The organism is Hansschlegelia quercus, assembly GCF_004310425.1.
GTDB lineage: Bacteria > Pseudomonadota > Alphaproteobacteria > Rhizobiales > Methylopilaceae > Methylopila > Methylopila quercus.
In genome coordinates this window covers 255,693-282,328 of sequence record NZ_SIUB01000001.1, presented here as the reverse complement: position 1 = coordinate 282,328, position 26,636 = coordinate 255,693, and the positions used below count along the sequence as shown (strand labels likewise).

At 66.8% G+C, this 26,636-nt stretch carries 29 protein-coding genes; 16 read left to right on the top strand and 13 right to left on the bottom strand.

Going from position 1 to position 26,636, the window contains the following annotated elements; genetic code table 11:
- Positions 1-129 precede the first annotated feature (129 nt).
- From EYR15_RS01340 to EYR15_RS16905, 7 genes are all read left to right on the top strand, one after another.
- Positions 130-426: a DUF7218 family protein gene (locus tag EYR15_RS01340; RefSeq protein ID WP_131001086.1), complete on the top strand. Its 297-nt coding sequence runs from the start codon at positions 130-132 to the stop codon at positions 424-426.
- A complete protein-coding gene (locus EYR15_RS01335; protein ID WP_131001085.1) occupies positions 426-1,472 on the top strand; it encodes a DNA topoisomerase IB in 1,047 nt (348 codons plus the stop codon). Before EYR15_RS01340 ends, EYR15_RS01335 begins: the two co-directional genes overlap by 1 nt.
- 84 nt (positions 1,473-1,556) lie before the next feature.
- Positions 1,557-2,792 (top strand): lytic murein transglycosylase, encoded by a 1,236-nt coding sequence (locus EYR15_RS01330; RefSeq protein ID WP_131001084.1) that lies wholly within the window; start codon positions 1,557-1,559, stop codon positions 2,790-2,792.
- A 76-nt stretch (positions 2,793-2,868) separates the two neighbouring features.
- Positions 2,869-3,879, top strand: a complete 1,011-nt coding sequence (locus tag EYR15_RS01325; RefSeq protein ID WP_131001083.1) for an ELM1/GtrOC1 family putative glycosyltransferase — start codon at positions 2,869-2,871, stop codon at positions 3,877-3,879.
- Positions 3,876-4,850 carry a thioredoxin-disulfide reductase gene (gene trxB / locus EYR15_RS01320; RefSeq protein WP_131001082.1) on the top strand — a complete coding sequence of 325 codons (975 nt, stop codon included), beginning with the start codon at positions 3,876-3,878 and terminating at the stop codon, positions 4,848-4,850. The genes EYR15_RS01325 and trxB overlap by 4 nt, the downstream gene beginning before the upstream one ends.
- A 49-nt stretch (positions 4,851-4,899) precedes the next feature.
- On the top strand, positions 4,900-5,775 hold the full coding sequence (locus tag EYR15_RS01315) for a LysR family transcriptional regulator (protein WP_131001081.1): 876 nt from the start codon (positions 4,900-4,902) through the stop codon (positions 5,773-5,775).
- Between the two features lie 121 nt (positions 5,776-5,896).
- Positions 5,897-6,061, top strand: coding sequence for a hypothetical protein (locus tag EYR15_RS16905; RefSeq protein WP_165455389.1), 165 nt, complete (start codon positions 5,897-5,899; stop codon positions 6,059-6,061).
- Between the two features lie 85 nt (positions 6,062-6,146).
- Here EYR15_RS16905 and greA read toward each other — a convergent pair whose 3' ends face one another.
- Positions 6,147-6,620, bottom strand: a complete 474-nt coding sequence (gene greA / locus EYR15_RS01310; RefSeq protein ID WP_131001080.1) for a transcription elongation factor GreA — start codon at positions 6,618-6,620, stop codon at positions 6,147-6,149.
- 116 nt (positions 6,621-6,736) lie between these two features.
- A complete protein-coding gene (gene carB / locus EYR15_RS01305) occupies positions 6,737-10,060 on the bottom strand; it encodes a carbamoyl-phosphate synthase large subunit (RefSeq protein ID WP_131001079.1) in 3,324 nt (1,107 codons plus the stop codon).
- A gap of 166 nt (positions 10,061-10,226) precedes the next feature.
- Here carB and EYR15_RS01300 point away from each other — a divergent pair, with 166 nt between their 5' ends.
- The gene (locus EYR15_RS01300; protein ID WP_131001078.1) at positions 10,227-11,012 is read left to right on the top strand and encodes an SDR family NAD(P)-dependent oxidoreductase; all 786 of its coding nucleotides are present in this window, start codon (positions 10,227-10,229) and stop codon (positions 11,010-11,012) included.
- An 86-nt stretch (positions 11,013-11,098) separates the two neighbouring features.
- On the opposite strand, the gene EYR15_RS01295 is transcribed toward EYR15_RS01300, so the two are convergent.
- On the bottom strand, positions 11,099-11,302 hold the full coding sequence (locus tag EYR15_RS01295; protein ID WP_131001077.1) for a cold-shock protein: 204 nt from the start codon (positions 11,300-11,302) through the stop codon (positions 11,099-11,101).
- A 307-nt stretch (positions 11,303-11,609) separates the two neighbouring features.
- On the opposite strand from EYR15_RS01295, the gene EYR15_RS01290 reads away from it, so the two are divergent.
- Positions 11,610-12,116, top strand: a complete 507-nt coding sequence (locus EYR15_RS01290) for a cupin (RefSeq protein WP_131001076.1) — start codon at positions 11,610-11,612, stop codon at positions 12,114-12,116.
- A gap of 11 nt (positions 12,117-12,127) precedes the next feature.
- Here EYR15_RS01290 and EYR15_RS01285 read toward each other — a convergent pair whose 3' ends face one another.
- From EYR15_RS01285 to carA, 3 genes are read right to left on the bottom strand one after another with little or no spacing between them, the layout of a single operon-like run.
- On the bottom strand, positions 12,128-12,673 hold the full coding sequence (locus EYR15_RS01285; RefSeq protein WP_280986905.1) for a GNAT family N-acetyltransferase: 546 nt from the start codon (positions 12,671-12,673) through the stop codon (positions 12,128-12,130).
- Positions 12,670-13,518: a DUF3658 domain-containing protein gene (locus EYR15_RS01280; protein ID WP_131001075.1), complete on the bottom strand. Its 849-nt coding sequence runs from the start codon at positions 13,516-13,518 to the stop codon at positions 12,670-12,672. The genes EYR15_RS01285 and EYR15_RS01280 overlap by 4 nt, the downstream gene beginning before the upstream one ends.
- A gap of 38 nt (positions 13,519-13,556) precedes the next feature.
- Positions 13,557-14,759, bottom strand: coding sequence for a glutamine-hydrolyzing carbamoyl-phosphate synthase small subunit (carA, locus tag EYR15_RS01275; protein ID WP_131001074.1), 1,203 nt, complete (start codon positions 14,757-14,759; stop codon positions 13,557-13,559).
- 142 nt (positions 14,760-14,901) lie between these two features.
- On the opposite strand from carA, the gene EYR15_RS01270 reads away from it, so the two are divergent.
- Positions 14,902-15,354 (top strand): GatB/YqeY domain-containing protein, encoded by a 453-nt coding sequence (locus tag EYR15_RS01270; protein ID WP_131001073.1) that lies wholly within the window; start codon positions 14,902-14,904, stop codon positions 15,352-15,354.
- An 8-nt stretch (positions 15,355-15,362) separates the two neighbouring features.
- On the opposite strand, the gene EYR15_RS01265 is transcribed toward EYR15_RS01270, so the two are convergent.
- Positions 15,363-15,665 (bottom strand): hypothetical protein, encoded by a 303-nt coding sequence (locus EYR15_RS01265; protein WP_131001072.1) that lies wholly within the window; start codon positions 15,663-15,665, stop codon positions 15,363-15,365.
- Positions 15,665-17,959 (bottom strand): FdhF/YdeP family oxidoreductase, encoded by a 2,295-nt coding sequence (locus EYR15_RS01260; RefSeq protein WP_131001071.1) that lies wholly within the window; start codon positions 17,957-17,959, stop codon positions 15,665-15,667. Before EYR15_RS01260 ends, EYR15_RS01265 begins: the two co-directional genes overlap by 1 nt.
- 411 nt (positions 17,960-18,370) lie before the next feature.
- On the opposite strand from EYR15_RS01260, the gene EYR15_RS01255 reads away from it, so the two are divergent.
- Complete coding sequence (locus EYR15_RS01255) at positions 18,371-19,117, top strand: YebC/PmpR family DNA-binding transcriptional regulator (protein ID WP_131001070.1); 747 nt, start codon at positions 18,371-18,373, stop codon at positions 19,115-19,117.
- 141 nt (positions 19,118-19,258) lie between these two features.
- Here the strand turns inward: EYR15_RS01255 and EYR15_RS01250 are convergent, their stop codons facing one another.
- Complete coding sequence (locus EYR15_RS01250) at positions 19,259-20,752, bottom strand: sensor histidine kinase (protein WP_131001572.1); 1,494 nt, start codon at positions 20,750-20,752, stop codon at positions 19,259-19,261.
- A 143-nt stretch (positions 20,753-20,895) separates the two neighbouring features.
- On the opposite strand from EYR15_RS01250, the gene EYR15_RS01245 reads away from it, so the two are divergent.
- The 5 genes from EYR15_RS01245 to EYR15_RS01225 all read left to right on the top strand — a co-directional run bounded on the left by EYR15_RS01245 (position 20,896) and on the right by EYR15_RS01225 (position 23,650).
- Complete coding sequence (locus EYR15_RS01245; protein WP_205741557.1) at positions 20,896-21,552, top strand: uracil-DNA glycosylase family protein; 657 nt, start codon at positions 20,896-20,898, stop codon at positions 21,550-21,552.
- A gap of 81 nt (positions 21,553-21,633) precedes the next feature.
- The gene (locus tag EYR15_RS01240) at positions 21,634-22,125 is read left to right on the top strand and encodes an EF-hand domain-containing protein (RefSeq protein WP_131001068.1); all 492 of its coding nucleotides are present in this window, start codon (positions 21,634-21,636) and stop codon (positions 22,123-22,125) included.
- A 28-nt stretch (positions 22,126-22,153) separates the two neighbouring features.
- On the top strand, positions 22,154-22,789 hold the full coding sequence (locus EYR15_RS01235) for a sigma-70 family RNA polymerase sigma factor (protein WP_131001067.1): 636 nt from the start codon (positions 22,154-22,156) through the stop codon (positions 22,787-22,789).
- 1 nt (position 22,790) lies between these two features.
- Positions 22,791-23,222, top strand: a complete 432-nt coding sequence (locus EYR15_RS01230) for a hypothetical protein (RefSeq protein WP_205741556.1) — start codon at positions 22,791-22,793, stop codon at positions 23,220-23,222.
- A gap of 2 nt (positions 23,223-23,224) precedes the next feature.
- The gene (locus EYR15_RS01225; RefSeq protein ID WP_165455388.1) at positions 23,225-23,650 is read left to right on the top strand and encodes a periplasmic heavy metal sensor; all 426 of its coding nucleotides are present in this window, start codon (positions 23,225-23,227) and stop codon (positions 23,648-23,650) included.
- Positions 23,651-23,673: 23 nt separating this feature from the next.
- On the opposite strand, the gene EYR15_RS01220 is transcribed toward EYR15_RS01225, so the two are convergent.
- The 4 genes from EYR15_RS01220 to mobA all read right to left on the bottom strand — a co-directional run bounded on the left by EYR15_RS01220 (position 23,674) and on the right by mobA (position 26,525).
- Positions 23,674-24,375 carry an ABC transporter permease gene (locus EYR15_RS01220; protein ID WP_131001065.1) on the bottom strand — a complete coding sequence of 234 codons (702 nt, stop codon included), beginning with the start codon at positions 24,373-24,375 and terminating at the stop codon, positions 23,674-23,676.
- The gene (locus EYR15_RS01215; RefSeq protein WP_131001064.1) at positions 24,375-25,058 is read right to left on the bottom strand and encodes an ABC transporter permease; all 684 of its coding nucleotides are present in this window, start codon (positions 25,056-25,058) and stop codon (positions 24,375-24,377) included. Before EYR15_RS01215 ends, EYR15_RS01220 begins: the two co-directional genes overlap by 1 nt.
- Complete coding sequence (locus EYR15_RS01210) at positions 25,055-25,843, bottom strand: lysine/arginine/ornithine ABC transporter substrate-binding protein (RefSeq protein WP_205741555.1); 789 nt, start codon at positions 25,841-25,843, stop codon at positions 25,055-25,057. Before EYR15_RS01210 ends, EYR15_RS01215 begins: the two co-directional genes overlap by 4 nt.
- A 91-nt stretch (positions 25,844-25,934) precedes the next feature.
- The gene (gene mobA / locus EYR15_RS01205) at positions 25,935-26,525 is read right to left on the bottom strand and encodes a molybdenum cofactor guanylyltransferase (RefSeq protein ID WP_131001062.1); all 591 of its coding nucleotides are present in this window, start codon (positions 26,523-26,525) and stop codon (positions 25,935-25,937) included.
- Positions 26,526-26,636: the final 111 nt, after the last annotated feature.

The following is a 26,636-nucleotide window of genomic DNA, read 5'->3' as shown; positions in this document are numbered from 1 at the left end:
GTAGTCCTGCTCCGCTCGCTGCCGGATGAAGTAAATCCGTAAAATGCAACCTATACGCGATTAAGGTGCCGCCGGAACCGGCGCGCTTCCGCCGCTGTTTAGGGGATGATCACCCAAGAGGAGCGCACGATGCCAAAATCCCAGCCGAGCGCCGCGACGAAAGCGAATCCCTCGATCAAGAACCCCGAACTCTATGAAGAGCTGCGCGAGCAGGGGAACAGCGCTGAAAAGGCCGCTCGCATCTCGAACGCGCAGGCGAAGTACGGGAACAAGGGCAAGAACGCGCCGTCGCATAAGGGCGGCAAATCGCCGAAGTATGAGGAGTGGGGCCGCGACGAGCTCTACGCGAAGGCCAAGGAGATCGGCCTTTCCGGTCTCTCCCGTGCGCCGAAGCCGAAGCTGATCGACGCGCTGAGATCGCATTGATGGCCGCCGAGGAGGAGCTCTCGATCGAGCAGATCGCCGCAGAAGCGGGCTTGAAACTGACGAAGCCGCGCGATCTCTCGATCCAGCGCAAGCGCGCCGGCAAAAGCTTCTCCTACGTCGACAAGAAGGGCGGCAAGATCACGGACGAAGCCGTACTGGCGCGCATCCGCTCGCTCGCTATTCCGCCGGCCTATGAAGACGTGCGGATCGCGACGAGCGCCGCACACCACCTTCAGGCCATCGGCCGCGATGAGGCCGGCCGGTCGCAATACCGCTACCATCCCGACTGGGATGCGGTGCGCGAACTCCGCAAGGTCGAGCGGCTGGACCGCGTGATCGAGGCGCTGCCGAAGCTCCGCCGCGCGGTCGCCCGCGACATGACAAGCCCGAAGCTCAGCAAGACCAAGGCGTTGGCGACGGCCGTGGCGCTGATCGACGAGACGCATATCCGCGTCGGATCCGAGTCCTACGTCCGCTCCAATAAGGCGCATGGCGCTTCGACGCTGCTCAAGCGCCACGTCAAGATCTCCGGCGAGACTGTCGCGCTCGGCTTTCGCGGTAAGGGCGGAAAGGACATCGCGGTGTCGATGCGCTCCGGCAGACTGGCGCGCGCGCTCGCCCGGGTCAGCTCCTTGCCGGGCAAACGTCTATTCCAGTATCGCGACGCGGACGGCCAGGTTCGCCGTATCACCTCGGTCGACGTCAATGCATACCTCCGCGAGGTCACTGGCCTCCCCGTGACGGCGAAGGATTTGCGCCAGCTCGGCGCGAGCGCCACGGCCGCCGAAGAGCTCGTCGGCATAGAGCCCGCTACAAGCGAACGGGGCCGCAAGCGGCAGCTCGCCAACGTCATGAAGGCAGTTTCCGAGAAGCTCTCGAACACGCCGGCCGTCGTGCGGAAGTCCTATGTCCACGCCGTCGTCGTCGAAGCCTTCGTCAGCGGCGCGCTGAAGAAAGCCTATGCCGGAGCCCGCGGGAAGCCTGGGATGCGCCGCGCGGAGAAGACGATCGAGAGCCTCGTTCTTCGGCTGAAACGAGGCGGTTGAAGACGGTCGCCATCTCTTCGCCTGCTTGACGCGCGAGAGAGCTTGACGTCAGTGGCGCTTCGACGCGGTTCCGGAACCTCAGCGATGACCTTCAGCCTTCGTGCAGCGCTCGTCGCCTGCGCCGTCGCCGCAGCGAGCGGGGCCTACGCCGCCCCTGTCGAGACGCCGCCCGAGTCGGCGCCGAAAGCCCCATGCGGCGGCGACTTCGACGCGTGGCTCGACGGCGTGCGCCAGGAGGCCCGGGCGGGCGGCGTTTCAGATCGCGCGATAGACGAGGGGCTGAGGGACGTCCGCATCGATCAGAAGGTGCTGGCGGCTGACCGTGCGCAATCCGTGTTCCAGCAAACCTTCCTGCAATTCGCCGGACGAATGGCCGGCCCGCCACGCCCGCAGAAGGGCGCCAAGCTGCTCAAGGAGCGCGCAGACTTGTTCGCGGCGATTGAGCGCGATTACGGCGTCCCAGGCTCGGTGATCACGGCGTTTTGGGGCCTCGAGACCGATTTCGGAGCCAATCTCGGTAAGTTCGACACGCGCAATGCGCTCGCGACGCTTTCTTACGACTGCCGCCGCCCGGACTTCTTCCGCCCGCAATTGATTGCGGCGCTCCAGATCGTCGACCGTGGTGATCTCGCGCCGACCGACATGCACGGGGCGTGGGCGGGCGAGCTCGGTCAGACCCAGATGATGCCGGTCGATTACATCCGCTCCGGCGTCGACGCCGACGGCGACGGCCGCCGCGACCTCATGCGCTCGACGCCTGACGCGCTGACGTCGGCCGGCAAATACGTCGCTGACCTCGGCTGGAAGCGCGGCGAGAAGTGGATCCAGGAGGTCGCGGTTCCGGCCGAGATGCCTTGGGAAGAGGCCGATGTGGAGATCAAGCACTCGGTCGCGGAATGGAGACGCTGGGGCGTGAAGCCGCGTTCGGGCGAACTGATGCCGGACGATGCGCCAGCGGCTCTTCTGCTGCCGATGGGTCGGAACGGGCCGGCCTTCCTCGCCTACCGCAACTTCGACGTCTACCGCACGTGGAACGCCTCGTTCGTCTACGCTCTGACGGCGGCCTACCTTGCGACCCGGCTCGATGGCGCGCCGGCGGTGTCTGAAGGCAATGCGCCGGTGCGCGCGCTCAGCGCCGACGAGCTGAAGAGCCTCCAGACCCTGCTCGCCCGTGACGGTCTCCTGCCGGCCGACGAGATCGACGGCAAGCTCGGCTTCGACACGCGCCGGGCGACCCGCAAGGCGCAGCAGAAATACCGGCTGCCCGCCGACGGCTACCCCAGCCTCGAGCTGACGCAGGCGATGACCTCCGGCGGCTGACGCCGCGGCGCCTCACGCCGGGGACAAAGCGTCCCGGACCCTTGCAACCAAGGCTCGCGCATCCGACAGTCATGTCATGCGCGCCTGGAGCCTGACCGACGGGACGTCGGATTTCGAGGACTCCTGCCTCGCCGTCGTCGAATCCGTCGCCGACCGCGTCGAACGTCGGCGTGTGTCGCCGCGCGCGCTCTGGCGCTTCCTGCCGCGTTGGGCGCCGATCGATCCGCGCGAGGCGCCGGAGCGCGGCGCGGGTCCGATCGCCCCGCGGTCCGGAGACCCCTGGCCCGAGTTGATCGTCGCTGCCGGCGCACGCTCGGCCCGTTATCTCGCCCGCGCCAAAAAGGCGTCTGAGGGACGGTCGCTGGCTGTGTTTCTGGGGTCCGGCGCGCCATCGAACGCCGATCTCGTCGTGACGCTGGATCATGAGGTTCCGGGACCGACCGGGTCGCTCTCGGTCGCTGTTCCGCCGCATCGCATCGATCCGGTCCGTCTGCTTGCTGCCCGTGGCGGTCCGCCGCCCGTGACGCGCGCCGGAACGGGGCCGCTGATCGGCGTGCTGATCGGGGAGGGGCCCGGCCGCCGCGGCATGACGGCTGAGGATCTTGCGCGTCTTGCGGCTGGTCTAGCCCGAGCTCGGAGCGATGGCGCAACCATTGCGATCCGCGCGCCCCGCACCGTCGGCAAGGACGCTCTTGTGGCGCTGCGCGCCGTCGCACACTACATCTGGGACGGCGAGGGACCCGATCCCAAGCTCGCGCTGATGGCGCATGCGGACGCTCTTGTGACCGCTGCGACTTCGGCGCGGATCGTCTCGGAATCGCTGGCCGCCGGAACCGTGGTCCACGCCTTCGTGCCAACGACCGCGCCGACGTCTGTCTGCTCGCTCGTCTCGAGCCTCGCCCGGCGCGGACATCTCCAGCCGTTCACGGGGATGGTTGAATGCGGGAGAGCGCCCGTCCTGGACTCGACGCGGGAAATCGCGCGGGCCATAGACGCCATGATCTCGACCCGCGCTGTGCTGCGGCCCGGCGCGGAGATGCGCGCGCCCCGGCGCCAGCGCGAAACAAACGGACCGACGTCACGATGAGCATCGAGCCAAACCACGTCCGCCTCGCCATCATCGGCTCGGGTCCCGCGGGTTGGACTGCGGCCGTCTACGCGGCGCGCGCCATGCTGGAGCCGGTTGTCATTTCCGGCCTTCAGCCCGGCGGCCAGCTGACGATCACGACCGATGTCGAGAACTATCCCGGCTTCGCCGACCCCATCCAGGGCCCCTGGCTGATGGAGCAGATGCAGCTTCAGGCCGAGCGCATGGGTTCCCGGACGATCTCCGACCACGTCTCCAAGGTCGACCTCTCGCGCCGTCCGTTCGTGATCGAGACAGAATCCTCCGGCCGCATCACGGCGGACGCGATCATCGTGTCGACCGGCGCGCAGGCGAGGTGGCTCGGCCTCGAGAGCGAGGAGAAGTTCAAGGGCTATGGCGTCTCGGCCTGTGCGACGTGCGACGGGTTCTTCTTCCGCAACAAGCAGGTCGTGGTCGTCGGCGGCGGCAACACCGCGCTTGAAGAGGCGCTGTTCCTGACGAATTTCGCCTCGAAGGTGACGCTCGTGCACCGCCGCGACGGGTTCCGCGGCGAGCGCATTCTCCAAGAGCGGGTCTACGCCAATCCAAAGATCGACGTGGTGTGGAACGCAACGATCGGCGAGGTGATGGGCTCGGGCGGATCGGGCGCGCCGCTGAAGGTCGAGGGCGTGAAACTCGTCGACACGCGCACCGGCCAGCCGACCGTCCTGCCCTGTGACGGCGTGTTCATCGCGATCGGCCACGCGCCCGCGACTGAGCTCTTCCGTGGCCAGCTTGACATGAAGCCGTCGGGCTATCTGTCGGTGAAGCCGGGAACGGCGCTCACCAACGTGCCCGGCGTGTTCGCCGCCGGCGACGTGGCCGACGAGCATTATCGCCAGGCCGTGACCGCGGCCGGCATGGGATGCATGGCGGCGCTCGATGCGGAGCGCTATCTCGCGAGAGAGGAGGCTGCGCGTAACGCGGCCTGACGGGGGTTTGGGCCGCGCCGGTTTGCCGGCGCCGCCTTCGGGGGAATGGATGGACTGGGACAAGCTGCGGATCTTCCATGCGGCCGCCGACGCCGGCAGCTTCACGCGCGCGGGCGACAGCTTGGCGCTTAGCCAGTCGGCGGTGAGCCGCCAGGTTTCGGCGCTCGAGCATGAGCTCAAGACGCCTTTGTTCCACCGCCACGCCCGCGGCCTGATCCTGACCGAGCAGGGCGAGCTTCTGTTCCGCACCACGCAGGAGGTGTTTTCTAAGCTGGAGCAGGCCCGTTCATTGCTGAGCGACAGCCGCGACCGGCCGCACGGCGTCCTGAAGCTGACCACCACGATCGGGCTCGGCACCGGCTGGCTGACGCCGCGCCTGAACGAGTTCCTCGAAGCCTATCCAGACATCCAGATCCAGCTCATCCTGACCGACGACGAACTCGACCTCGCGATGCGTGAGGCCGATGTCGCAATCCGGCTTCGCGCCCCGACGCAGCCGGATCTCATTCAGCGCCGGCTGTTCACCGTTCACTTCCATGCGTATGCAGCGCCAGAATATCTCAAGCGTCATGGTCGGCCCTCAAGCCTGACCGAGCTTGCCGGTCACCGGATCATCGAGTTCGGCGGGCCGATCCCGTCCTTCCTGCAGAGCGTGAACTGGCTGAAAACGGTGGCGAAGGCGCCGGCGGGACTCGTCATCAATTCTGTCGCGGCGATCAAGCGCGCGGCGGAGACCGGCGCGGGCCTTGCGGTGCTGCCGGACTATTTTGTGGAGGAGGATTCCACGCTGGTGCGGCTGTTCGACGACGCCGACATGCCGACCCTCGAGGCCTATTTCGTCTATGCTGAGGAAATGAAGAACGTCGCGCGGATCAACGCCTTCCGGGACTTTCTTATTGAGAAAGCGCAGCGCTGGAAGTTCTGAGCGGCCGGAGTGGGCATGCCCGCAGGGCCGCGCAAACCATCCCGTGATGGATCGGTTTCCGCCTTCAACCGTTGTCTCCCAAACACGTGCCCGAGACGGGGCCCGAGCACAGGAGATTGCCATGACCGCCCAGACCCAGATTCCGCCGAGCGATCAGGCCGCCAAGCTGGAGCCCGTCGAGGCCAAACAGGGCACCGACGCGCCGAAGGGCATGCCGATTGTGCTCATCGTCGGCATCGTCGGCGCGGCGGTCGGCATGTGGATCGTCTGGAGCATGTTCTTCTAAAGATCAGCTGTTCCGAAGACGCAAAAAGAAAAAACCCTCCGGCGTCCTGCGACGCGCGGAGGGTTTTTTATCGAAACGTCCAGCTTCAGGCGAAGCGGACCTGCAGAACCTCGTAGCTCTTGCCGCCGCCGGGCGTCACCACCTCGACGGTGTCGCCAACCTTTTTGCCGACCAGTGCGCGCGCGATCGGCGAGCCGATCGAGACCCGCCCCTGCTTCACGTCGGACTCGGCCTCACCTACGATCTGGTAGACCTTCTCCTCGTCAGTGTCCTCGTCGACCAGCTTCACCGTGGCGCCGAAGGTGATGGTGTCGCCCGTGAGCTTGGAGACGTCGATGATCTCCGCGCGCGCGATCTGGCTTTCCAGCTCAGCGATGCGGCCCTCGTTCAGGCTCTGCTGTTCTTTCGCGGCGTGATACTCGGCGTTCTCGGAGAGGTCGCCGTGAGAGCGCGCTTCGGAGATGGCGGCGATGATGCGCGGGCGCTCGTTCGACGCGCGCTGCTTCAGTTCCGCCTCGAGCGCCGCATGACCTGCGGCGGTCATCGGGATCTTGTCCATTTCCAGTCTCTCTAAACAAAATGACGACGCCCCGTCCGAAACGGCGGGGCGCGCATGCGAGACAATCAACGCCGGGAGGCCCGTCGTCGTTCCGGTCTACCTCGGCGAGCGGGATCTCAGCCGAAATAGGATTGCAGGGAGCGGACTTCGAGATCGCCGCCCAGATAGGCCTTGATCCCCTGCGCCGCCGCCACCGCACCCGCCAGCGTCGTATAGTAAGGCACTTTGTGCAAGAGGGCCGCTCGGCGGAGCGATCGGCTGTCGGCGAGCGCCTGCGCGCCCTCCGTCGTATTGAACACCAGCTGGACGCCGCCGTTCTTGATGGCGTCGACGACGTGGGGGCGGCCTTCGAGCACCTTGTTGATCGTCTGCGCGGCGATGCCGTTGGCGACCAGGTGCTTTTGCGTCCCGGAGGTGGCGATCACCTTGAAGCCCAGTTCTGCGAGCATCCTGATCGGCGCCAGGACGCGCTCCTTGTCAGCCGCTCGCACGGAGACGAACACGGTGCCCTCGCGGGGCACGCGTGTGCCGCCGCCGAGCTGGCTCTTCGCGAAGGCGACGCCGTAATCGACGTCGAGTCCCATGACCTCGCCGGTCGAGCGCATCTCCGGACCAAGCACGGTGTCGACGCCAGGGAAGCGGGCGAAGGGAAACACCGCCTCCTTCACGCCGATATGGCCGGGAATCGTCTTCGTGAGGCCGAAGGAGGCGAGGCTCTCGCCCGCCATGATCCGGGCGGCGATCTTGGCGAACGGCGTACCCATCACCTTCGCGACGAACGGCACGGTGCGCGAGGCCCGCGGATTGACCTCCAGGATGTGGATCACCCCATCCTTGATCGCGTATTGCACGTTCATCAGGCCGACGACGTCCAGCGCGAGCGCGAGCTTGCGCGTCTGTTCCTCGAGCGCGGCGATCGTCTCCTCATCGAGCGAATGGGGCGGCAGCGAGCAGGCGCTGTCGCCCGAATGCACGCCGGCCTCCTCGATATGCTCCATGATCCCGCAGACGTGGACGTCGCGGCCGTCGCAGAGCGCGTCGACGTCGACTTCGATCGCGTCCGAGAGGTAGCGGTCGAACAGCAGCGGGTTCTTCGACAGCACCGTGTTGATCTGGCCGGTCTTGTCATTGGGGTAGCGCTGCTTGACGTCCTCGGGAACGAGGTCGGGCAAGGTGCCGAGCAGGTAGTCCGAGAACATCCTGTCATCGTGCAGGATCGCCATCGCGCGGCCGCCGAGCACATAAGACGGGCGCACCACGAGCGGGAAGCCGAGGTCTCCTGCCACCACGCGGGACTGCTCGACCGAATAGGCGATGCCGTTCTCCGGCTGGACGAGGGCGAGCTTGTCGAGCAGGCGCTTGAAGCGGTCGCGGTCCTCGGCGAGGTCGATCGCGTCCGGCGTGGTGCCGAGGATCGGCACGCCCGCTTTCTCGAGCGCGGTCGCGAGCTTGAGCGGGGTCTGGCCGCCGAACTGCACGATGACGCCGTGGAGCGTTCCGGCCGCCTTCTCCGTCTCGATGATCTCGAGCACATCCTCGGCCGTCAGGGGCTCGAAATAGAGCCGGTCAGAGGTGTCGTAGTCAGTCGACACGGTCTCGGGGTTGCAGTTGACCATGATGGTCTCATAGCCGGCCGCCGAGAGGGCGTAGCAGGCGTGGCAGCAGCAATAGTCGAACTCGATGCCCTGGCCGATGCGGTTCGGACCACCGCCGAGGATGATGATCTTCTTCGCGTCTGTCGGCCGCGCCTCGTTGGAAGCCTGGCCCGCGAACAGCGGCGCATACGTCGAGTACATGTAGGCGGTTGGCGAGGCGAACTCGGCCGCGCAGGTGTCGATACGCTTGTAGACCGGGCGGACGCCGAGCGAACGGCGGCGCGCGGCGACCTGCTCCGGCGTCAGCTTGGCGAGCGTCGCAAGCCGCGCGTCGGAGAACCCCTGCGCCTTCAGCTTCCGGAACGCGGTCTCCGTCGCCGGGAGTCCATGGCGGCGCACCTTCTCCTCGGTCGCGACGAGGCCCTGGATCTGAGTCAGGAACCACGGGTCGATCTTGCAGGCCTCGTGCACCTCCTCGACGGAGAAGCCGAGCCGCATCGCCTGCGCGCATTTCACGAAGCGGTCGGGCGTCGGCCGCGCCAGCGCCGCGCGAATGGCGTTGCGGTCGTCGCCCTGGCCGAGGCCGGCGATCTCGATCTCGTCGAGGCCGGTCAGCCCGGTCTCCATCGAACGCAACGCCTTCTGCAGGCTTTCCGCGAAGGTGCGCCCGATCGCCATCGCCTCGCCGACGGACTTCATCGACGTCGTCAGCGTGGGCTCGGCGCCAGGGAACTTCTCGAAGGCGAAGCGCGGGATCTTGGTGACGACGTAGTCGATCGTCGGCTCGAACGAGGCCGGCGTCGCGCCGCCGGTGATGTCGTTGTCGATCTCGTCGAGCGTGTAGCCGACGGCGAGCTTGGCCGCGACCCTGGCGATCGGGAAGCCCGTTGCCTTGGAGGCGAGCGCAGAGGAGCGCGAGACCCGCGGGTTCATCTCGATCACGATCATGCGGCCGGTCGCGGGGTCGATCGCGAACTGGACGTTCGAGCCGCCGGTTTCGACGCCGATCTCGCGCAGAACGCGGAGCGAGGCGTCGCGCATGCGCTGATATTCCTTGTCGGTCAGCGTCAGCGCGGGGGCGACGGTGATCGAGTCGCCGGTGTGGATGCCCATCGGGTCGATGTTCTCGATGGAGCAGATGATGATGCAGTTGTCCGCCTTGTCGCGGACGACCTCCATCTCGAATTCCTTCCAGCCGAGCACGCTCTCCTCGATCAGGACCTCGTCCGTCGGGGAGGCGTCGACGCCGCGCTCGACGATCTCCAGAAACTCCTCGCGGTTGTAGGCGATGCCGCCGCCGGTGCCGCCCATCGTGAATGACGGGCGGATGATGGCTGGCAGGCCGATCGCCTCGAACGCGACCAAGGCCTCGGTCAGATTATGCGCGAGCATGGAGCGCGGAGTCTCCAGCCCGATCTTGGTCATGGCCTCGCGGAAGAGCTCGCGATCCTCCGCCTTGTCGATCGCTTCCGCGGTCGCGCCGATCATCTCGACGTCATAACGCTCGAGCGCGCCGATCTTGCGCAGCGAAAGGGCGCAGTTCAGCGCGGTCTGGCCGCCCATCGTGGGCAGCAGCGCAAGGCCGCCGGGAACGACGTTGCGCTCCTTGGCGATGATCTTCTCGACGATCTCCGGCGTGATCGGCTCAATATAGGTCGCGTCCGCCATGTCCGGGTCGGTCATGATGGTCGCGGGGTTCGAGTTGACCAGGACGATCCGGTAGCCTTCCTCCTTCAGCGCCTTCACGGCCTGAGTGCCGGAATAGTCGAACTCACAAGCCTGCCCGATGACGATCGGTCCCGCTCCAATGATCAGGATCGTCGAAATGTCGGTGCGTTTGGGCATGGCATGCTTTCAGTGCGACCGGCGCGCGGAGAAATATCCCGCGAAGAGGGCGCGCGGCTTGGCAGGGCGGTTGCGTGGCTGAAGCGGTTCCTTACACAGTCGCGTCGGCGCAGGGAAGCGTTGTCGCCTCTCTGAGGCGCTTATCGGCGCCATTTGGAGAGCAGAAATGACGACGTCAGGCCGGACCGTGCTCGTGACCGGCGCTTCCGCCGGGATTGGCGTTGAACTCGCCAAGCTGTTCGCCGCGAACGGCGATCGCGTGGTGCTGGCCGCACGGCGCGAGGACAGGCTGAAGACGCTTGCAGACGAGCTCAAGGCGAGCCACGGCGCCGAGGCGGATGCGGTGAAAGCCGACCTTTCGACGCCGGACGGCGTCAAGGCGCTCGCGATCGAAGTCGGGCGGCGCGGACATATCGTCGACGTTCTCGTCAACAATGCAGGCTTCGGCCTGCTCGGCCCGTTCGTGAAGCTATCCTTCGACAAGCAACTCGAGATGATCCAGGTGAACGTCGCCGCGCCGACCGCTCTCGCGGGGCTGTTCCTGCCGGGCATGCTGGCCCGGGGCAGAGGCGGTATCCTCAACGTCGCCTCGCTCGCAGCCTTTCAGGCCGGGCCGGAGATGGCGGTCTACTACGCCACGAAGGCTTTCCTGCTCTCGTTCTCGGAGGCGCTGTTCGAGGAGACCCGGCGCTCCGGCGTGACAGTGACGGCGCTCTGTCCCGGCCCGTCGCCGACCGAGTTCGGGGAGGTCGCTGGCGCCCAGAACGCCAATCTGTTCAAGCTCGGCGTCGTCTCTCCGGCCGATGTCGCGAAGGCCGGCTTCGAAGGATTTCAGGCGCGAAAGGCGATCGTTATTCCCGGCGCGATGCCGAAAATCGCGGCGCTGTCGACGCGGCTCGTCTCGCGCGGCCTCACCCGCAGGCTGGCGCACGAGCTGCAGCGGGGGAAATGACCCAGCGGCGCTTGGCTCCCTCAAACGAAAACGGGGCGTCCTGCGAAGGACGCCCCGTTCATTTCGCTTGAACCGGTTGGGTTCGATCACTCGGCGCGGAGGTTCGCAGCCTTGGTCTTGCCGCGGTCCATCACGACCTCGAAGCCGACCTTCTGGCCCTCGACGAGGGTGTGCAGGCCGGAGCGCTCGACGTCGGAGATGTGGACGAACACGTCCTTCTCGCCGTCGTTCGGCTGGATGAACCCGTAACCCTTCTGGGTGTTGAAGAACTTTACGACGCCGCTGGCCATTCTCGCGTTTCCTTTAGACAAGCGCATGTGCGCATTTGACCGGCCTCGAAAGGCCGGTCGGGCACAATCCGAACTTTGGTGCGTGTCTTGGAGGCGAGTGCTTCGGCGGGAGCCGTATGCGAGGCCAGACCGTGTACGTCCAAAATCTGATTGCAGGCACGACTATGGCGCACAGGGCCCCCCCTCCGTCAAGCGCCCGCAATACGCTCTGAAAGGAACCCGCCAAGCCTCCATCCGTTGATCGTGGGGCGCAGCGCCCTCGATTCAGGCGGAGGCGATCCCGTTGGCTTTTACGAGCGACAATCTGATGACGGACGCCCTCCTTCTTTCTGATGACGGCGAGACGCCGAACAATCCCAGGTTGCCGCTTCTGGTCCATCATCGCGCATTCAACGCGAGCGTCCCGCAGCCGGCTGTCATGGCGGAATCACTGTTTGGCGCAAATGGTTGGGGCGGCTTCTGGCGCAATGGAATCTACCCGTTTCACCACTATCACTCGACCTGCCACGAGGCGCTCGCGATCGGCCGCGGTTGGGTCGAGGTGCGCTTCGGCGGGGAGAGCGGCGAAACCGTGCGTCTGGAAGCCGGCGACGTCGCGGTGTTGCCGGCGGGGACCGGCCACAAACGGGTTGTCGCGAGCGACGATCTGCTGGTGATCGGCGCCTATCCGCCCGACCAGCCGCTCGACCTGATCCGTCCGGAAGAGGGCGGCCGCGAAGAGGCGATCGCGCGGATCGCCGAAGTGCCGACGCCCGCGACCGACCCGGTCTACGGGACGGAAGGCGGCCTCAAGCTGCGTTGGGCAAATGCCTGAGCCGGCGCCTGTCAGGCAGGCGGGCTTGCCGCGCCTTCGCGAAGCGGCCGCTGCATCAGAACAGAATCGAGCCACCGTCCGAGCTTGAAGCCGACGTTCTCGAAGGCGCCGACCGGGCGAAATCCCAGTCGCGCGTGAAGCGCGATGGAGCCGGCGTTCCGGCTGTCGCCGATTACGGCGATCATCTGCCGCCACGGCCCGGCCTCGCAGCGAGCGATGAGTTCGCCCAGCAGGCCTGAGCCCACGCCTTGGCCTTGGGCGTCCGGCGAAACGTAGACCGAATCCTCGACCGTCCAGCGATAGGCCGGCCGCGCCCGATAACTGCCGGCATAGGCGTAACCGAGAATCGCCCCGTCGCGTTCGGCCACCAGATAAGGGAGACCAAGCGCCAAAACGCCAATCCGCCGCCGCGCCATCTCGGCGACGTCGGGCGGAATCTCCTCAAAGCTCGCATAGCCCGAGCGGACCTCGGGCGCGTAGATGCGCTGGGCCGCGGCCATGTCGGCCTCGGTCGCGTCGCGGACAAGGAACTGAAGTTGGCCCGGCGCGTGGATCACGTTGGGGCGCCGTTTTGGCTGGACTGGTCGGGCAGGTTCTGCCGAGTCCTGCGGACCTCCCAGTAACGGATGCCGCGAGATATATCGCCTACCGCTTCAAGCCGCCCATCCTCGACGATCGCTGCGAGACGAGCCGCAAGAGCAAGGTCGCCCACGCACCAGCCTGCCGCTTCACCCATGTCCCATAGAACTGTCCCGACCACAAAAGCGGCCTTACGTAGCGTTGTCGAAGTCGCCGATATCAAGGCTTCGTCGAAGGCGGTTATCGGAAGTGACGTCAGCCGGCCATCGAATACAGCACGGAAGGCGCCATTCTCCGTTCCAATTCTGCGCCATTCCGCGGCGGCTTCCGTGCGTTCGTCCGCGCGGAGCGGTCTTGCCTGATCGAAGAGGTTGTAGAGAGAGAAATGGACAGGAGGAACCAGCGAGACGGAAAGCTTCTGTCGATGCTCGTTCCCTTCTCGATCCGTCCATTCGAAATCAATGTCTGAGATATCGCAGACTTGTCCCGGAAGCTCGCCCAAACGCGAGGCCCAGGCAAGAAACCCGAGGTGGTCCTGAGTAGCATAGCGGTTCGTCCAGGCGATCAGCCGGTAGTTTGGATCAAGCGATTGAGACCAGAATTCCTGATGCCATAGCGGTACCAAGCCCGCCTCGAAGTCCACGCCGAGCACATCCGAAAACCAGTTTCCGCGGAGAACCGGGTCTAACGGCTCAAGCGGGCCGCAGCGAAGATCGTCGAACAGCGCGACGACATCATCTTTTCGGCCCACGGCTTTTAGCGCCTGAAGCAGCGACGAACGAGCCGATGGGCTGAAGACGATGTGTCTTGTCGCCCTGGCCATTCATGTCTCCCAAACCAGCAGAGTGCTGGCCGGAATTTCTATCGCGCGCCCATCATCTCGACGAAGCGGTGGAACAGGTAGTGGCTGTCCTGCGGGCCGGGCGAGGCCTCGGGATGGTGCTGGACGGAGAAGGCCGGGCGGTCGGTAAGCTCGAGGCCGCAGTTCGAGCCGTCGAACAGCGAGACGTGCGTCTCGCGCGCATTGTCCGGCAGCGTCGCGCGGTCCACGGCGAAGCCGTGGTTCATCGAGGTGATCTCGACCTTGCCGGTGATCATGTCCTTCACCGGATGGTTCGCGCCATGATGGCCCTGATGCATCTTGGCGGTGGTCGCGCCGACGGCGAGCGCCAGCATCTGGTGACCGAGACAGATACCGAAGGTCGGCACCTTTTTCTCCAGCACGCCCTGGATCATCGGCACGGCGTAAACGCCGGTCGCGGCGGGATCGCCGGGGCCATTCGACAGGAACACGCCGTCTGGATCGAGCGCCAGAACCTCTTCTGCAGTCGCGGTCGGCGGCAGCACGGTGACCTCGCAGCCGGCTTCGGTCAGCATCCGGAGGATGTTGCGCTTCAAGCCGTAGTCGATCGCGACGACCCGCTTGGGCGATCCCTCGGGGCGCCTGCCATAGGCGCCGGGCACGTCGAGGCCGGGCCAGGCCCAGCCGCCTTCGTCCCAACCGTAGCGCTGCGTTGCCGCAACGAGCGGCACGAGATCCTGCCCCTCAAGGCCCGCGAACTGCGCGAGCTCCGACTTCAGCGCCGCCTCATCGATCTCGCCATCGGGCGCATGGCCGATGACGGCGTTTTGGGCGCCGTTCTCGCGGACCAGCGCGGTCAGCGCGCGGGTGTCGACGCCAGTGATCGCGACGATTCCCTTGGCCTTCAGCCACTGATCGAGGTCGCGCGTTGCGCGCCAGTTCGACGGTTCCGTGACATCGGCCGCGAACACCGCGCCGCGCACGCCAGACGAGGCCGCGATGTTGACGGTCTCGACGTCGTCGTCGTTCACGCCGACATTGCCGATGTGCGGGAAGGTGAAGGTGATAATCTGCCCGGCATAGGACGGGTCGGTGAGGATTTCCTCGTAGCCCGTCATCGCGGTGTTGAAGCAGATCTCTCCGGCGGCGACGCCCTCAGCGCCCAGCCCTTCGCCCTCGATCAGCGTTCCATCGGCGAGCAGCAGCTTCGCGGTCGGGCGCGTCTCGTCCCAGCCGCGCGAGGCGGCGTCTTGTCCCGTCATGATGATTGCCTTAACCCAGCGCGGAAGCCCCGCGCGTCGCGCCGTCAGGCGCCATCTTGCGGCGGAAACTAGGCGCCTGACGTGGGCGCGTCAACCGACGCGAGACGCGCGGCGGCCTTACGGAAATCAAGGAGCGAGACCCATGCGCGAGGCGATCAACGCCGCCCTCAAGGACTCTATGAAGGCGCGCGACGCGGACCGCACCGGCACGCTGCGCATGGTCTCGGCCGCCTTCAAGGATCGCGACATCGAGGCCCGCGGCGCAGGCAAAGGAGCCGCGTCCGACGACGAGCTCAAGCAGCTTCTCGCCAAGATGATCAAGCAGCGGCAGGAATCGGCCGGGATCTACGAGCAGAACGCCCGGCCCGAGCTCGCCGCCAAAGAGCGCGCCGAGATCGCGGTGATCCAGGAGTTTCTGCCGCAGCAGATGTCGGAAGCCGAGGTCGCCTCCGCGATCGACGCCGCGATCGCCGAAACCGGCGCCGCGTCGATCAAAGACATGGGCAAGGTGATGGGCGCGCTGAAGGCCAAGCACACCGGCGTCATGGACTTCAGCGCGGCGAACGGTGTGGTGAAGGCGAAGCTCGCCGGTTAATCGGCGGGTTAAGCCGGCAGCGCGTCCGACCGTCCGGCGAGCAGCCGGCGTCCGGCCTCCGTCAGCGCAAGCTTCGTGCGCTGCGTGCGGGCGTCCCTATCGGTCACCGCCACCAGCCCGAAGCCGTCCGCGAGTTCGCTGACGGCGCGGAGCACCAGCGCGTGCGCGACACCGAACACCTTGGCGAAAGAGCGCGAGTCGGCCGCGATCTCAGCGTCGAGCGAGGCGAGCACCGCGCCATCGAGGGGCGAGAGCTGCGGCGCGCGGGCGACGATCGCGTCCACGCGCTCGAGGAAGTCGTCGGCCTCCATCACGCGGCCTCGCGCTTGCGGAACGACACCATCACCGACTTCGACAGCGGCGTGTCGCTCATGTCGCCGGCCTTGGTGAAAGGCACGACGGAGTTAAGCTCGGGGTAATAGCCGGCGACGCAACCGCGCGGGATGTCGTAGGCGACGAGGCGGAAGTCTTCCGCCACCCGCGTCCGGCCGTCGTCGGACGAACCGATCACGTCGATCCGCGCGTTCGGCTCGGCGCCCATCGCTTCGATGTCGGCGGGGTTCGCGAACACGACGCGGCGCTCGCCGTAGACGCCGCGATAACGGTCGTCGAGGCCGTAGATCGTTGTGTTGTACTGGTCGTGGCTGCGGAAGGTCTGCAGCACGAAGGCCCCCGCTGTGCGGCGCGCCTGCTGGTGCTCGACTTCCGCCGGCAGCGGCGCTGCGGAGAACTCCGCCTTGCCCGACGCCGTGTTCCACTCGCGCTCGCTCGCCGCATTGCGGAGGTGGAAGCCGCGGGGCTGCCGGACGCGGGCGTTGTAGCCCTCGAAGCCGGGGATGACAGCTGCGATCTTGTCGCGGATGACGTCGTAATCCGCCGCCATCGCCGCCCAGTCGATCCGAGCCGAACCCACGGTCGCGGCCGCCATGCCGGCGATCACCCCAATCTCCGATTTCAGATGCGGCGAGGCCGGCTTGTTGATGCCGCCGGAGCCATGGACCATGCTCATCGAGTCCTCGACGGTCACGATCTGCTTGATGTCGCCGCTGCGGTCGATCTCGGTGCGGCCGAGGCAGGGCAGGAGATAGGCGATCTCGCCGACGGCCATGTGGCCGAGGTTCGGCTTGGTCGCGATCTGGACCGTCAGCTTGCAGCTCCGCAGGGCCTGCTCGACCACCGGCGTGTCGGGGGTCGCGCGCAGGAAGTTGCCGCCGAGGCCGATGAAGGCCTTGGAGCGGCCGTCGACCATCGCCTGGATCGCGTGCAGCACGTTGTGGCCGGGTCGCCGGGGCGACACGATCCCGAACTCACGATCGAGCCCATCGAGCAGCCAAGAGGGCGGGTTCTCGTTAATCCCGACCGTGCGGTCGCCCTGAACGTTCGAGTGGCCGCGCACGGGGCAGAGGCCGGCGCCCTCGCGGCCGATATGGCCGCCGAGCAGCAGCAGGTTCGTGATCTCGCGAACGGTCGCAACGGAATGCTTGTGCTGGGTGACGCCCATCGCCCAAGTGGCGATGAGGCGCTTCGCCCCGCAATAGACGTCGGCGAGCGAGGCGATCTCGTCGTAGGAAAGCCCCGACTGGTCCTCGATCGCGCCCCATGAGGTCGCCTCGACCTCGGCGCGCCAAGCGTCGAGACCAACAGTGTGCTCGGCCACGAAGGCGTTGTCGATGAAGCCAGGCCGGCCGGCCTCGCGCTCGGCCGCGTCCCGGGCGAACACGATCTTCGCGACGCCGCGGATCGCGGCCATGTCGCCGCCGAGCTTCGGCTGGAAATAATGCGTCGCGATCGAGGTCGAGCCGCCGCGCAGCATCTCGATCTTGTCCTGCGGGTCGGCGAAGCGCTCGAGCCCCCGCTCGCGCACGGGGTTCAGCACGGCGACCTTGGCGCCGCGCTTGGCCGCCCGACGGAGGTCGCCGAGCATGCGCGGGTGGTTGGTGCCCGGATTTTGGCCGATCACGATGATCGCGTCGGCGTGCTCGAAATCCTCCAGCAGGACCGTGCCCTTGCCGATGCCGATCGACTGGATGAGCCCGACGCCGGAGGCCTCGTGACACATGTTCGAGCAGTCCGGGAAGTTGTTGGTGCCGTAGGCGCGCGCGAACAGCTGGTAGAGGAAGGCTGCCTCGTTCGAGGCGCGGCCGGAAGTGTAGAACTCCGCCTCGTCGGGAGAATTAAGCGCGTTCAGGGCCTTGCCGATGCCGGCGAAAGCTTCGTCCCAGGAAACGGCGACATAGCGGTCGGTGGCGGCGTCATAGGCCATCGGCTCCGTCAGCCGTCCGACATTCTCCAAATCGTAGTCGGTCCAGCCGCGAAGCTCGTTCACCGTGTGCTTGGCGAAGAAGTCAGGCGTCGCGCGCCGGGCCGTGGCTTCCCAGGAGACCGCCTTTACGCCGTTCTCGCAGAACTCGAAGGACGACCCGTGCTCGGGGTCGCCCCAGGCGCAGCCCGGACAGTCGAAACCGTCGGACTGGTTCGCCTTCAGAAGAGTGATGGCGCCAGTGATCGCGGAGCCGCTCTTGATGAGGTGCTTCCCGCAGCTGCGAAGGGCTCCCCAGCCCCCGGCGGCATGTGATGTCTTCAATGGAGGAGCGACGTTCGTCATAGCCAAATCCGATAATAAGCCGGCGACAGCTTAAGCCCATCGACCCGCTCGGAGATAGCGGCGAAGCCGCTGCGTTTCAATATAAAAGCTAAAAATGTGAAGCGTTTGGAAACGCAATAATCCGATGATCCGATAGCTGTTTCCTATCGAGTTCGCGTGGCTGAACGATCGGTTATCTCTATCGTCCGATGCCGGTACTGCTTTTGGCCGAGGCCAAGCTGGCGCGCCCCGGCCGCTTCGGCTTATTGCGCTGCAAACGTAGTCCGCTCGTCGACCGGCGCGGCTTCTCTTTTCTTCCCGCGGCGGCGGTCCTATAAGGCGCGCTTTCCAAGAAGCGGCGGGACGTCGCATGGCGTTCGCCGGCCGCTCAGGAGGCGCACGCCGCGCCGCATTTTTTGTCGGAGGCGACCCGTGGCCGGGCATTCGCAGTTCAAGAACATCATGCACCGCAAGGGCCGGCAGGACGCCGTCCGGGCGAAGCTGTTCTCCAAGCTCGCGCGCGAGATCACGGTCGCGGCCAAGGCCGGCCTGCCGGACCCTGACATGAACGCCCGGCTGCGGCTCGCCATCCAGGCGGCCAAGGCGCAGTCCATGCCGAAGGACAACATCACCCGCGCGATCAGCAAGGGGCAGGGCGCCGACGGCGAGAATTACGAGGAGGTCCGCTACGAGGGCTATGGGCCCGGCGGCGTCGCCATCATCGTCGAGGCCCTGACCGACAACCGCAACCGGACGGCCTCGGCCGTGCGCTCCTACTTCACCAAGTCCGGGGGGGCGATGGGCGAGACCGGCTCGGTCGGTTTCATGTTCAACCGCGTCGGCGAGATCGTGTACCCCGTGAAGGCGGGCTCCGCCGACGACGTGCTGGAGGCCGCGATCGAGGCTGGCGCCGAGGACGTCGTCTCTGACGAGGAGAACCACGTCGTCACCTGCGCCTTCGAGGATCTGAACGAGGTCTCCAAGGGGCTGGAGGGGAAGCTCGGCGAGGCGGAGAGCGTGAAGGCGGTCTGGCGCCCCAATGTCACGACGGCGCTCGACGAGGAGAAGGCGATCTCGCTGATGAAGCTGATCGACACGCTCGACGAGGATGACGACGTCCAGAACGTCTACGGGAACTATGAGATTCCTGAAGAGGTGATGGCGAAGCTCGAGGCATGATGGACGGCTGAGCTTCCGCCAAGGCCCTCATCCGGCCGCTGCCGCTCTTGAGAGATCATAGAGCGCGACGTCTGCGACCCCGTCTCTCGCCCGGGAGAGGGTAAAGGTGAGGGGGCGCGCCAAGTTCAAGCGCCGGCGACCTCACCCCGCGCGGCGCAACGCCCCGCTCGGCGCTTCCGCTCTGTCGCGCGCCGGTTCCCCCTTTTCCGGCACGCGCGGCAGCGGGCTCATGACGCGGTTGGCGGGCAGCGCGACGATGGCCTCGGTGCCTTCCCGCAGGCGGCTGTTCAGCGAGAACACGCCGCCATGGAGGTCGACCAAGCCCTTTACGATCGGCAGGCCGAGGCCCGCGCCCTGTTCCGCGGTCTTCATGGCGAGCGAGCCCTGGCCGAACGAAGCGAGCACCGTCGGGATTTCGTTCTCGGGAATGCCGGGTCCGGTGTCCGTCACGGAAATGTACTGGCCGCCAGAGGCGGTCCACCCCACCTTGAGGCTGATCTCGCCGCCCTGAGGCGTGAACTTGATGGCGTTCGACAGCAGGTTCAGCGTGATCTGGCGCAGCGCCCGCTCGTCGGCCCATACCGGCGGCAGGCGCGGCTCGAAGCTCTCGCGGATCATGATGCCGCGGTTCTTCGCGCGGAGCTTCAGGAGATGGTGGCAGTCCTCGACGACGTAAGCGAGCCGCACGCTCTCCTCGTTGAGCTCGTAGCGCCCGGCCTCGATGCGGGAGAGGTCGAGGATCTCGTTGATGAGGTTGAGCAGGTGCTGACCGCTGTCGTGGATGTCGCCCGCATATTCCTTGTAGGTCGGGGTCGCGTGCGCGCCGAAAATCTCGGATTTCATCACCTCCGAGAAGCCGAGGATGGCGTTGAGCGGCGTCCGCAGTTCGTGGCTCATGGTGGCGAGGAAGCGGGATTTCGCCAGGTTCGCTTCTTCGGCCCGGCGACGGGCTTCGTCGGAATTGGCCTTGGCCTGCTCGAGTTCGCCGATCAGCGCGTCCTTTTCGGCGCGGGTCTGCAGCGTCTCGATGCCGTTTCGATGCAGGCGATGGGCGAGCAGCAGGAAGTAGATCTCGGCGCCGCCGGCCATCGCCGCGATCGCGCCGGCAGCCGAGCCTCCCTTCAGGGCGAACACCACCATAGTGACGACCGCGATGGGAGCTGTTCCTGCGAAGACCGCCGCGGGGATGCTCGACGCCATCATGGTCGTCAGCGCGATTCCGATGAGCGTGACGAACAGCGAGACGATTCCCGCGGTCTCGACGTCGACGGGCAAGGCGTTGAGCAGCGGCACCATCGATGCCCAGGCGACGCCATTGGCGAATTCCGCAATGGCGAACCGGCGCGTCCAGGGTCGGACGGTGGGCGCCTCCGCGCGAAGGAAGGAGCGGGCGACGAGCACCACGATTGCATGGCTCGCAAGCGCGCAGACGAGCCAGATAGCGGCTGCCGTCGAGGCCAGCCAGACGCTCACCGCCGTGGCGATGCCGGTGACGAGCACGGGGGTGAAGAGCGCGCCGGAAAGACGGTTCTGAGCGTAGATCCGGGCGAGTTCGCGATCGAAGGCCACGCGCGTGCCGCTGGTCGAGGTCAGCCGTTCGCGCGCGGTTCTCACCACGCGACGCCGCTCCGACATCTCGGTCGGCCGGCGGGCCGCTTCGCGGTCGGCCGGGAGATCGAACAGGTCCACTACGCCGCCGTCCTCGCCATGCGCGTCCTCGGGGGATCGATCATGGCGACCAAAGCCTTAAGAGCGTGCTGACGCGAATGATCGAATTGATGAGAAAGCGCCAGGATGTGGCGGACGGAACGCTTGAAGCGCAACGACTTGAGGCGCTCCTGACGAACATTCGCGCCTGCACGATCTGCCGCGTCGCGCCGCGGGGAAAACCGCTGCCGCATGAGCCTCGCCCCGTCCTCCGGGCTGAGGCCTCGGCGCGGATTGCGATCTGCGGGCAGGCGCCCGGCACGCGCGTCCATGCGAGCGGCATGCCGTTCACCGATCCGTCGGGCGTGAGGTTGAGACGCTGGCTGGGAGTGACCGACGAGGAGTTCTACGACGCCTCCCGGATCGCGATCGTGCCGATGGGGTTCTGCTTTCCGGGCCTGACCGCCGAGGGCTACGACCTGCCACCGCGGAAGGAATGCGCGCCTGCCTGGCGCGCTTCCGTCTTCGCTCTGCTGCCGAAGGTCGAACTCGTGCTCGCAGTCGGCCGGCCGGCGCAGCTTTGGCATCTCGGGAAGGACGCTGGCCCCACGCTCGGCGCCGCGGTCGCGGACTGGCGACGGCTGATCGCACGATCGGGCGTCCCCGTCGTCGCGCCCTTGCCGCATCCGTCCTGGCGCAACAATACCTGGCTCAAGAAGAATCCATGGTTCGAGGCCGAGGCGGCGCCGGCGATCGCGGGAATGGTCCGCAGCCTTCTCGACAGCTGAACGCAGGGCGGGGCCGTGGTCGGCGTGACAAGGGTTTGACAGTTCTTGGGCTTGAGGGTCCTTGCGAACAGGAGACACCACATGCTTCGCACAGCCGCAGCTTCGCTCGTCGCCATCCTTCTGGCCTCCACCGCCGGCGCAGCGCTGGCGCAGGACAACGCCTCCCGCAAGGAGCGCGTCATGAAGATGAACGAGCGCATTGAGAAGCGCTTCACAGCGCTCGACAAGAACCGCGACGGCGCCGTCGATAAGGTCGAGGCCGAAGCGGGCTTCGCGAAGGCCTTCGACCGCTTCGACGCCAATGGAGACGGCACGGTCGACAAGGCCGAGATCGCCGCCAAGGTCGCCAAGGGAGGCAAGAGGGGCGAAGCCGTCGAACGCCGGATGAACAAGGCGGACGGCGACAAGAACGGCTCGGTCACGCGCGACGAATTTTCGAAGAACCTGCCGCGCTGGTTCGATCGCGCCGACGCAGACAAGGACGGCAAGGTCACCAAGGCCGAGCTTGACCGGTTCCTCGATCGTCGCGAGAAGCGGGCCGAGATGAAGACCGACAAGGCCAAGGCGAACTGATGATGCGGTCGGGGGGCGGGAGTGCGGCATGAGCGCAGTCCTCAGGCTTGTCGCCGATTCGTCAGGCGGAAGCTCCGTGGCGGCCGCTGAGCTGATGCGGCCTGACAGAGCCGCGGCCGACGAGGACGACGCGCTGATGGCGCGCGTCGCGGAGGGCGACCAGCGCGCCTTCGCGCGGCTTGTCGCCCGCCACTCTCCGCGCGCTCAGGCGCTCGCCCATCGTTTCACCGGCTCGGCGAGCGAGGCCGAAGAGATCGTGCAGGAGGCGTTCTGGCGCGTCTGGCGTTCGGCCGGGCGCTGGGCGGCCGGCGGCGCGATGTTCTCGACCTGGCTGCATCGCGTGGTCGTCAATCTCTGCGTCGACCATGACCGCAGGCGCCGCATCCGCCGCCTGCTGCCCTTCGCCGACGCCTTCGATCCGCCGTCTGACGAGGTCGGCGCCGAGCGCGTTGCGGCCGGTCGCGACGAGATGGCCGCCGTGCGCGCCGACATCGCCCGCCTGCCGGCCCGCCAGCGCGCGGCGCTGCTGCTCTCAGCCGAGGGCGAGCGATCGAATGCGGAGATCGCACGGGTCTTGCAGACGAGCGAAAAAGCTGTCGAATCCATGCTGGTGCGGGCGCGCAGGACCTTGCGCGACAAGCTCAGCCGACGTGGGGAGATCTGAGATGAGTGATCGATCTGTCCTCGAAACCTTCGCCGCCCGGCTTGGCGCCCGCGGCGCCGATTTCTCCCGCTGGTCCCCGGAGCACGCCGCCGAGGCGCGCGCTCTGCTCGTCCGATCCGCCGAGGCGCGGGCGCTCGAAGCGCAAACGCGGGCGCTGGACGACCTGATCGCCCGCGCGGCCACGGCCGACGTTCCGAACGGCTTGGCTTTCCGCATCGTCGCTGACGTCGCGTCGCGTCGCTCGGAACGGTTCGAATGGCTGCTCGGCTCCCCCCGGCGTTTCGGGCTTGCGGGCGCCAGCTTTGGCGCGGCGGCGGTTGCGGCCGGCGTCCTGATCGGGGCCTTCGCCACGCCGCAGACAAGCGACTACGCCAGCGCTGGCGTCGATTTCGGGCCGGCTCTCGTCGTCGCCGTTGCGGACGAAGACATCTGACCATGGCTCTCCGTCGTCCGCGCGCGCTCGTCTACGGCCTGCTCGCGGCCTCGCTCGCGATCAATCTGATCGGCGCCGGTTATTTCGGTTTCGTCGGCTTCCGGCCGAAGCCGCCACGCACCGCCGAAAGCACGATAGATTTCGTTACGAGGCGGTTTCCCGCGCCGGTCGCCGAAGCCGTACGAGCGAAGCTCGAGGAGCGCCGCGATGAGCTCCGGGAGGCGATGAAGGAAATGAGAGCGGCGCGGCGCGAGACCCGCGACGCGATGAGCGACGCTCCCTTCGACGCCGACCGCGCCGACAAGGCCTTCGCCGACGCTCGTGCAAAGTCCTCGGACTTCCAGAAGGTCATCCACTCCGCGATCATTTCTGCTCTGCCGGGCGTGCCCGAAGCGGACCGCGCGAAGATCGACCGTAACGACGACTGACGGCAGGTGGGGGCGTCTTCCCCTCACGCGATCCGCCATCTCCGCTCCAGCGCGTTCCACACCCGGCGGACGATCTCGACCAGCGCGAGATAGATCAGCGCCGCCCAGAGGTAGAGCTCGAACGAGAGCGAGCCGGAGAAGGCGCGCTTGGTCGCGCCCATGAGGTCGACGACGGTGATGACGCTCGCGATCGAGCTCGCCTTGATCATCAGGATCAGCTCGTTGCCGAGCGGCCTCAGCGCCAGCCTCATCGCCTGCGGCCAGACGATCAGCCGGTTGATCATCGCCCGCCCGAGACCGAGAGCCATGCCGGCCTCCGTCTGGCCGGCAGGCACGGCCGCCATCGCGCCTCGGAGGATCTCGGCCTGATAGGCGGCGGTGTTGAGGGTGAAGACGAGGGCGGCGCAGGTGAAGGCGTCGCGAAAGAGCCACCAGAGGCCGACGGACTTCAGAGCGCCGTTGAACTCCGCCGCGCCGTAATAGAGCAGGAAGAGCTGCGCCAGCAGCGGGGTCCCGCGGAAGAAGCCGGTGAAGCCCACCGCTAGCGCGTTCGTCGTCGCCCCTCCCTGATAGCGCGCGAGTGCGATGGGGATCCCAAGCGCAAAGCCGAGCGGCGTCGAAATCGCGACGAGCGACAGCGTGGTCCAGAGACCGCTCAGCAAAGCGGGGGCGTAGCGCGCAAACAGTTCAGGATCGAAGCCGATGAAGGCGAAGACCTCGCCCATCAGGCGCGGCCTGCTGTGGGGATCCCACGTCCCGCCCGGCGCTCCAGCCATGCCGCGATGAAGGATGAGACGATCGACAACGCGAGATAGAGCAGGCAGGCGACGAGATAGAACAGGAAGGGCTCCCGCGTCGCTCTGGCAGCGACGTCCGAAGCGCGCATCAACTCAGTCAGCGCGACAACTGAGACCAGGGAGGTGTCCTTCAGCATCACCAGCCAGTTGTTCGTGAGGCCGGGGAGGGCGAGCCGCCAGACCTGCGGCAGCATGACGTGCCGGAAGGCAGCGCCCGTCGAGAACCCCAGCGCCTCGGCGGCCTCCCGCTGGCCGTCCGGCACCCCGCGCATGGCGCCGAGTAGGACCTCGCTCGAAAACGCGCCGAACACGAGCGCGAGCGCGATCAGGCCGGCGGCGAAGCCCGATATGTCGCCAACGAGCCTCGGCGCGCCGAAATAGACGAGGAAGATCGTCAGCAGCTCCGGCAGGCCGCGGAACACCGTAGTGTAGAGCTCGCCGAGGCCCGAGACGACGCGCAGCCGGGACTGTTTCATCAGGGCGACGCCGAAGCCGATCGCGAGTCCAACGGGAAGCGTCGCGAGCGCGAGGCGGACCGTCAGCCAGAGGCCGGCCGCGATCTCGTCGCCCCAGCCCGAAGCGCCCCAGGCGAGAGGGCCCAGCGGGCTCAATACAGGCTGAAGGGGAAGTACTTAGCGTTGATCTTGTCGTAGGTGCCGTCGGCGCGAATGTCGGCGATGCCCTTGTCGATCAGCGCCTTGAGCTCGGGATCGGACTTGCGCATCCCGGCGCCGATGCCGTCACCGAAATATTTGGGGTCGCTGACATCCTGGCCGATCACCTGGCAGCAGCCGCCGTCCTGCGACTTCTCAAGCCACGGCAGCATCACGACCTTGTCGGCGAGCATCGCGTCGAGCCGTCCGGAGGACAGGTCGAGATTGGCCTCGTCTTGCGTCGCGTAGAGCTTCACGTCGACGCCCGCGGGCGCGTACACCGCCTGGAGATAGGTGGCGCTCACCGTCCCGCTTTGGGCGCCGACCGTCTTGCCGGCCAAGCCTTTTGGGGTCGACGCGAGGCTCGCATTCCCCTTCGACGCCACGAACAAAGCGGGCGAGCGGTAATACCGTTCCGAGAACGCGATGGTCTTGGCGCGCTCCTCGGTGATCGACATCGAGGCGAAGATCGCGTCGTACTTGCCCGCGAGCAACGCCGGGATCAGCCCGTCCCAGTCCTGCGCTACGATCTCGCAGGCCACCTTCTCCTTCTCGCAGATCGCCTTGGCGATATCGATGTCGAAGCCCTGCAGTTGTTGGTTGGAGTCCATGAAGTTGAAGGGCGGATAGGCGCCCTCCGTGCCGATGCGGACGGTCGTCCATTCCTTGGCGTGAGCCCCCGGCGCAAAAGTAAGGACGACGGCGGCGATAGCCGCTGAAACCGATCCGGCGCGAGACCACATGCGACGCTCTCCAGAATAGGTGGCGCCCAAACGTTGAGCGCGCCTCGATCCGAGCATTTCATCCAAAGAACACGGCCGCAACGCGGCGTGTTCACCCGCCGAGCAGCTTTTTTGCGGCTGCAAGATCGTCCGGCGTGTCGACGTCGAGGAAGGCGTCGCGGGCGTCGAAGAAAGCAGGCGCAGCCTCGATGCGTTCGAGCGCGCGCTTCGGCGAACTGACGCCCCCCGCAATCAGCGCGTCGAGGGCTTCTGCGCAGGCGATCGGCCAGAGTGCGTGCAGCGGCTCGATCCCGTCCGGACCAATCGCGACCGCCGCGCTGTCGCCGGCCGCCTTGGCGAGCTGCGCGACAAGGTCGAGGGGCGGGGAGGGAGCGTCGGCGGGAACCGTGGCGAGATGGGTGACGCCCTTCAGCGACGTCGCCCAGGCGAGCCCGGCGCGCACGCCGCCGAGCGGGCCTTTCGGCTCGTCTGCCGGATCAGGCAGGACAGGCAGGCGGAAGCGCGCCAGACGGGCCGGATCGCCGTTCGCCGAGATCGCGAGAGCGCTGACCTGCGGCTCGAACCGGGCGATGGCGGCATCAAGGATGGTCGCCCCGGCGAACGGCAGCAGCGCCTTGTCGCCGCCGCCCATGCGACTGCTACTGCCGCCCATGAGGATCAGGCCGGCGATGGTTTGGATCATGGCTCCGCCTCGTGTTCCGGCCGCAGCACAACGGAAAGCCGGGACCCAGATCCGCACAGGTCTCCGAGGCGAGGCGGGCTCGCCAGATGAGGCGGCGTCAGTGGTTCTGGG

What these genes read in the sequence shown, in the direction of transcription:
- EYR15_RS01250 (WP_131001572.1), bottom strand. Translation starts at nt 20,752, where the DNA reads ATGTCGGAGCGGCGTCGCGTGGTGAGAACCGCGCGCGAACGGCTGACC.
- EYR15_RS01335 (WP_131001085.1), top strand. Translation starts at nt 426, where the DNA reads ATGGCCGCCGAGGAGGAGCTCTCGATCGAGCAGATCGCCGCAGAAGCG.
- EYR15_RS16905 (WP_165455389.1), top strand. Translation starts at nt 5,897, where the DNA reads ATGACCGCCCAGACCCAGATTCCGCCGAGCGATCAGGCCGCCAAGCTG.
- carB (WP_131001079.1), bottom strand. Translation starts at nt 10,060, where the DNA reads ATGCCCAAACGCACCGACATTTCGACGATCCTGATCATTGGAGCGGGA.
- EYR15_RS01270 (WP_131001073.1), top strand. Translation starts at nt 14,902, where the DNA reads ATGCGCGAGGCGATCAACGCCGCCCTCAAGGACTCTATGAAGGCGCGC.
- EYR15_RS01300 (WP_131001078.1), top strand. Translation starts at nt 10,227, where the DNA reads ATGACGACGTCAGGCCGGACCGTGCTCGTGACCGGCGCTTCCGCCGGG.
- trxB (WP_131001082.1), top strand. Translation starts at nt 3,876, where the DNA reads ATGAGCATCGAGCCAAACCACGTCCGCCTCGCCATCATCGGCTCGGGT.
- EYR15_RS01230 (WP_205741556.1), top strand. Translation starts at nt 22,791, where the DNA reads ATGAGTGATCGATCTGTCCTCGAAACCTTCGCCGCCCGGCTTGGCGCC.
- EYR15_RS01260 (WP_131001071.1), bottom strand. Translation starts at nt 17,959, where the DNA reads ATGACGAACGTCGCTCCTCCATTGAAGACATCACATGCCGCCGGGGGC.
- EYR15_RS01290 (WP_131001076.1), top strand. Translation starts at nt 11,610, where the DNA reads ATGACGGACGCCCTCCTTCTTTCTGATGACGGCGAGACGCCGAACAAT.
- EYR15_RS01325 (WP_131001083.1), top strand. Translation starts at nt 2,869, where the DNA reads ATGCGCGCCTGGAGCCTGACCGACGGGACGTCGGATTTCGAGGACTCC.
- EYR15_RS01265 (WP_131001072.1), bottom strand. Translation starts at nt 15,665, where the DNA reads ATGGAGGCCGACGACTTCCTCGAGCGCGTGGACGCGATCGTCGCCCGC.
- EYR15_RS01245 (WP_205741557.1), top strand. Translation starts at nt 20,896, where the DNA reads ATGAGAAAGCGCCAGGATGTGGCGGACGGAACGCTTGAAGCGCAACGA.
- EYR15_RS01240 (WP_131001068.1), top strand. Translation starts at nt 21,634, where the DNA reads ATGCTTCGCACAGCCGCAGCTTCGCTCGTCGCCATCCTTCTGGCCTCC.
- EYR15_RS01280 (WP_131001075.1), bottom strand. Translation starts at nt 13,518, where the DNA reads ATGGCCAGGGCGACAAGACACATCGTCTTCAGCCCATCGGCTCGTTCG.
- EYR15_RS01220 (WP_131001065.1), bottom strand. Translation starts at nt 24,375, where the DNA reads ATGGGCGAGGTCTTCGCCTTCATCGGCTTCGATCCTGAACTGTTTGCG.
- carA (WP_131001074.1), bottom strand. Translation starts at nt 14,759, where the DNA reads ATGACGGGACAAGACGCCGCCTCGCGCGGCTGGGACGAGACGCGCCCG.
- EYR15_RS01225 (WP_165455388.1), top strand. Translation starts at nt 23,225, where the DNA reads ATGGCTCTCCGTCGTCCGCGCGCGCTCGTCTACGGCCTGCTCGCGGCC.
- EYR15_RS01210 (WP_205741555.1), bottom strand. Translation starts at nt 25,843, where the DNA reads ATGTGGTCTCGCGCCGGATCGGTTTCAGCGGCTATCGCCGCCGTCGTC.
- EYR15_RS01340 (WP_131001086.1), top strand. Translation starts at nt 130, where the DNA reads ATGCCAAAATCCCAGCCGAGCGCCGCGACGAAAGCGAATCCCTCGATC.
- mobA (WP_131001062.1), bottom strand. Translation starts at nt 26,525, where the DNA reads ATGATCCAAACCATCGCCGGCCTGATCCTCATGGGCGGCAGTAGCAGT.
- EYR15_RS01235 (WP_131001067.1), top strand. Translation starts at nt 22,154, where the DNA reads ATGAGCGCAGTCCTCAGGCTTGTCGCCGATTCGTCAGGCGGAAGCTCC.
- EYR15_RS01330 (WP_131001084.1), top strand. Translation starts at nt 1,557, where the DNA reads ATGACCTTCAGCCTTCGTGCAGCGCTCGTCGCCTGCGCCGTCGCCGCA.
- EYR15_RS01295 (WP_131001077.1), bottom strand. Translation starts at nt 11,302, where the DNA reads ATGGCCAGCGGCGTCGTAAAGTTCTTCAACACCCAGAAGGGTTACGGG.
- greA (WP_131001080.1), bottom strand. Translation starts at nt 6,620, where the DNA reads ATGGACAAGATCCCGATGACCGCCGCAGGTCATGCGGCGCTCGAGGCG.
- EYR15_RS01315 (WP_131001081.1), top strand. Translation starts at nt 4,900, where the DNA reads ATGGACTGGGACAAGCTGCGGATCTTCCATGCGGCCGCCGACGCCGGC.